The sequence below is a fragment of the Haemophilus parahaemolyticus genome, from assembly GCF_018373095.1.
Classification (GTDB): domain Bacteria; phylum Pseudomonadota; class Gammaproteobacteria; order Enterobacterales; family Pasteurellaceae; genus Haemophilus_A; species Haemophilus_A parahaemolyticus_A.
Window position 1 is genome coordinate 1 of record NZ_JAHAHT010000130.1, and the last position, 3,874, is coordinate 3,874.

7 protein-coding genes are annotated in these 3,874 nt (G+C 40.3%); 1 reads left to right on the forward strand and 6 read right to left on the reverse strand.

The features are described 5' to 3' along the window. Window positions 1-161: 161 nt before the first annotated feature. From lldD to KH943_RS09530, 4 genes are all read right to left on the reverse strand, one after another. Window positions 162-1,307, reverse strand: coding sequence for an FMN-dependent L-lactate dehydrogenase LldD (lldD, locus tag KH943_RS09515; RefSeq protein ID WP_304110357.1), 1,146 nt, complete (start codon window positions 1,305-1,307; stop codon window positions 162-164). A 558-nt stretch (window positions 1,308-1,865) separates the two neighbouring features. Further along, window positions 1,866-2,024: a hypothetical protein gene (locus tag KH943_RS09520; protein WP_005706609.1), complete on the reverse strand. Its 159-nt coding sequence runs from the start codon at window positions 2,022-2,024 to the stop codon at window positions 1,866-1,868. A 22-nt stretch (window positions 2,025-2,046) separates the two neighbouring features. Beyond that, window positions 2,047-2,199, reverse strand: a complete 153-nt coding sequence (locus tag KH943_RS09525) for a hypothetical protein (protein WP_156124463.1) — start codon at window positions 2,197-2,199, stop codon at window positions 2,047-2,049. A 2-nt stretch (window positions 2,200-2,201) separates the two neighbouring features. Next, window positions 2,202-2,420, reverse strand: coding sequence for a hypothetical protein (locus tag KH943_RS09530; protein ID WP_304110358.1), 219 nt, complete (start codon window positions 2,418-2,420; stop codon window positions 2,202-2,204). A 127-nt stretch (window positions 2,421-2,547) separates the two neighbouring features. On the opposite strand from KH943_RS09530, the gene KH943_RS09535 reads away from it, so the two are divergent. Further along, the gene (locus KH943_RS09535) at window positions 2,548-2,937 is read left to right on the forward strand and encodes a helix-turn-helix domain-containing protein (protein ID WP_040218424.1); all 390 of its coding nucleotides are present in this window, start codon (window positions 2,548-2,550) and stop codon (window positions 2,935-2,937) included. Window positions 2,938-3,094: 157 nt separating this feature from the next. On the opposite strand, the gene KH943_RS09540 is transcribed toward KH943_RS09535, so the two are convergent. Both KH943_RS09540 and KH943_RS09545 read right to left on the reverse strand, forming a co-directional pair. Continuing rightward, window positions 3,095-3,514 carry a F0F1 ATP synthase subunit epsilon gene (locus KH943_RS09540; protein ID WP_304110359.1) on the reverse strand — a complete coding sequence of 140 codons (420 nt, stop codon included), beginning with the start codon at window positions 3,512-3,514 and terminating at the stop codon, window positions 3,095-3,097. Between the two features lie 51 nt (window positions 3,515-3,565). Then, the coding region (locus KH943_RS09545) for an ATP synthase beta subunit C-terminal domain-containing protein (protein ID WP_438359837.1) at window positions 3,566-3,874 on the reverse strand (309 nt) is incomplete at its 5' end.

Genomic DNA, 3,874 nt, shown 5'->3' on the forward strand with positions numbered 1-3,874 from the left:
ACAACAGTGCGTCGTTGTGTGTGGTGCATTATAGAGAAAAATCAAAACCGTGCAAGCACTTTTTGCAAAAAATTTTAAAAAATTTACCGCTTGTGGAAAATACATACGCAAAACACAAAATTACACCAACAAGCGGTTTATTTTTCTCCAAATTTTGTAAATTAGAGTTTGCTTAAATCCACTAACGCATCTGGTTTAATATCAGCAATAGTACGATTGCTGGTTAAGGTCATTGCCACTTTCATCTCTTTTTTGAAAATGTCGAGCATATTTTCAACACCTTGGCGACCTGCTGCCCCCAACGCATAAACAAATGCTCGACCTAACATCGTTGCATCTGCCCCCAGTGCTAACATACGCACGACATCTAAACCATTACGAATACCTGAATCAGCAATAATTTTGATGTCCCCTTTCACCGCATCGGCAATCGGCGGTAACGCTCTCGCACTTGAAAGCACGCCATCTAACTGACGACCGCCGTGGTTTGACACCACAATACCATCAGCCCCAAAGCGCACCGCATCTTTCGCATCTTCAGGGTCGAGAATACCTTTAATTACCATAGGACCTTCCCAGAACTCACGAATCCACTCTAAGTCTTTCCACGAAATTGACGGGTCGAAGTTCTCGGTGAGCCAGCCAATATAATCATCTAAGCCAATTTGTCTGCCCATATAAGTTGAAACATTGCCCAAAGTGTGCGGTTTGCCTTTGATACCCACATCATACGCCCAGAATGGGTGAGTAAAGCCTTGCAACACACGGCGAATTTCTTTGTAAGGACCGCTCATGCCTGAGTGCATATCACGATAACGCGCCCCTGGGGTTGGCATATCTACGGTGAATACTAAGGTTGAACAGCCCGCTGCTTTCGCACGCTCAAGGGCATTTTTCATAAAGCCGCGATCTTTTAATACATAAAGCTGAAACCACATCGGGCGTTTAATCGCTGGTGCCACTTCCTCAATCGGGCAGATTGATACCGTTGAAAGCGTAAATGGTACGCCTTTGTTATCTGCCGCTTGTGCTGCTTGCACTTCCCCACGGCGTGCATACATACCGCACGCCCCAACGGGTGCAAGAATGGTTGGCATTGAAAGTTTCTCGCCGAATAATTCAATGCTAGTATCCAACTCCGACATATCTTTCAACACACGTTGTCTTAATGCGATGTTTTCCAAATCGCTCACATTACGAGAAAGAGTTTGCTCGGCATAAGAACCGCCATCGGCATAGTGGAACATAAAAGGAGGAACACGGCGGCGTGCCGCTTCACGATAATCGCTGGCTGATGAAATAATCATTTTGACCTCTTTGAACTCTGTTAATAAGCAAGTTACCAGAGTGTAACACTAATTTAACAAAATTAAATGCTAATTATTCTTATTTTGAGATCTAGATCACAGTTTATTTTGGAGGAATAACAAAAAACCGCCCCTAAAGGCGGTTCTATGATAAAATCATTCCCGTGCTATCGGCGACCTAGGTAGAATGCTACCTGACCGTAGCATACTGCTTAGCCGCTTAGTCTTGTAGCACTAAGGGGGTGATTTATGTGAAAGCATCAGAAATTATTACTCTGATAATACTAGCTATGCTAGTTGGGGCAATCAGTTTGAGAGTATTCGCCATACTAAATCTGCTGATTGCAGTTTTCGGTAAATTAGCCTAACGGCTAGGAGGGGGATAGGGTCGCAACCTGTCCCCGACCTTCCGATATTGTATGCCCTACCCTATAAAATATCAAGATGAGATATTTCTTAATACAACAAGATTATTATTGGATAAATGTAATTCCAACCCCAAAGGGGTTGAATTGTGCCTAACCGAGGGTAACTTGTTACCCTCGGCAACACATTAGCTTATCGCCATTGAACGACAATCTGCCCCTTAGTAGCATGCTTCTGCTCAATAATTTTTTTAGCCGCACTTATGCTCTCTGCTTTTACTTTTTGAGTTGTTTGTGTTCTACTTGTGCCATCGGCTTTCGCATAAGTATAAGAAATGTTGAACTCTTGCATTGTTTTTACCTCATATTAAAAATTAACTTTTAACCACTGCAATCACGCTACCCATGGGGTACATTGATTTAGCTTTTTGACGAGCCTCACTCACACTATGTGCGAGAATGTTAACCAACATTTTTGAACTATAATCACCTTTCGCTTTGAGAATAGTAATTCGATAATTGCTCATAATTATTTCTCTAGTTTATCAATCACTTTTCTAGCAGCTTCTTTTTGCTCCGATGTGGTGTTTGGATTATCTAAAATTTGTTTAGCAGCCTGTGCAGTCATTGCAATCCCAACATTCCCCACACCTTTAACTAAAGCTGCCGTACCATGAAATGCTTTATTCATAAAGCCTTCTTCTTCACAGAATTTTTTAAAACTGCTTGAAAAATCAAAAAATGCCATAGTTTTCTCCTAAAATGGGTTATTTCTTGATTCAAATTGTAATTCAGGCTAAAAAATGCCACAATCAACAAAATGTGAAGATTACCCACCCAGATTTTGTATATATAAATCCAAAAAGTAGTGAACAATGAAAACAAATGAAAAGATCCGTCAGTTAAGAGAAAGTCGTCAATGGACGCAAGAAGAAATGGCAACAAAATTAAGTATGTCAACTAATGGATATGCTAAAATTGAGCGTGGCGATACACGTTCAAACTTGGATAGATTAGAGCAAATTTCAGAAGTTTTTGGCATTGATATCGTTGAATTATTAGCTTATGGAGAAGATGGAAAGATTAACTTAACTAATTCAGCAAATAACAACCATTATTCTTGTATCGCTTTTGGCGATACAGATTTAAAATCAGAAATTCAACGTTTATTGCTTATTATTTCTCATAAAGAAGAAATAATAGAAAGCCAAAAGAAAGAGATTAAGCTATTAGCAGAAATGAATGAACTCTTAAAAAATAAATAGATAAGATTTATTGGTAATGTGTGCGGATTAGTATAACCCACACATTTTTTGCAAATCTCTATAAAAATCCTACCGCTTGCGTGCATGAACTTCGTCCACACCCCCTACAAAAGAAAACCCCAACCGTTTGGTTAGGGTTTGGTTTAACTTGAATAAGTTATCTTCTGCGAGAAAGCTGTGAATTAACGATGTCATACACGCGTAATTTCGCAATTTCACGCGAGAGTTTGGCAGAAAGATCTGCGTTGTTGCTATTGCTGAGTTTTTCTTCGGCTTTGCGTTTAGCAGCTAAGATACGTTGTTGATCGAGCTCTTCACCGCGGATTGCTACATCTGCAAGGACAGTTACAATCGTGGGTTGCACTTCAAGGAAGCCACCTGATACATAGATGAACTCTTCTTTGCCATCTTCTAACGTATATTTAACCATACCTGGTTTGATGGAAGTAAGAAGTGGAACGTGTCCTGCATAGACACCTAATTCCCCATCAACACCTGTTACTCGAACGCTCACGACTTGCCCTGTGAAGATTTTTTGCTCAGCACTGACGACGTTAAGTTCAAATTTCGTTGCCATATTGTTCTCCTATTTTCCTCTTCGGATGTTCCTAATCGGGTTAGGGAACAATTACATTTTGCTCGCTCTTTCAACTACTTCGTCGATTGAACCTGCCATATAGAACGCTTGTTCTGGGATGTGGTCGAACTCGCCTTCTAAGATACCTTTAAAGCCACGAATGGTGTCTTTTAATGGTACATATTTACCTGGTGAGCCTGTGAATACTTCAGCAACGAAGAATGGTTGTGATAAGAAACGTTCGATTTTACGTGCACGTGCTACCACCAATTTATCGTCTTCAGATAATTCATCCATACCAAGAATTGCGATGATATCTTTTAACTCTTTATAACGTTGTAATGTACCTTGTACACCGCG

What these genes read in the sequence shown, in the direction of transcription:
- KH943_RS09520 (WP_005706609.1), bottom strand. Translation starts at nt 2,024, where the DNA reads ATGCAAGAGTTCAACATTTCTTATACTTATGCGAAAGCCGATGGCACA.
- lldD (WP_304110357.1), bottom strand. Translation starts at nt 1,307, where the DNA reads ATGATTATTTCATCAGCCAGCGATTATCGTGAAGCGGCACGCCGCCGT.
- KH943_RS09540 (WP_304110359.1), bottom strand. Translation starts at nt 3,514, where the DNA reads ATGGCAACGAAATTTGAACTTAACGTCGTCAGTGCTGAGCAAAAAATC.
- KH943_RS09525 (WP_156124463.1), bottom strand. Translation starts at nt 2,199, where the DNA reads ATGAGCAATTATCGAATTACTATTCTCAAAGCGAAAGGTGATTATAGT.
- KH943_RS09535 (WP_040218424.1), top strand. Translation starts at nt 2,548, where the DNA reads ATGAAAACAAATGAAAAGATCCGTCAGTTAAGAGAAAGTCGTCAATGG.
- KH943_RS09530 (WP_304110358.1), bottom strand. Translation starts at nt 2,420, where the DNA reads ATGGCATTTTTTGATTTTTCAAGCAGTTTTAAAAAATTCTGTGAAGAA.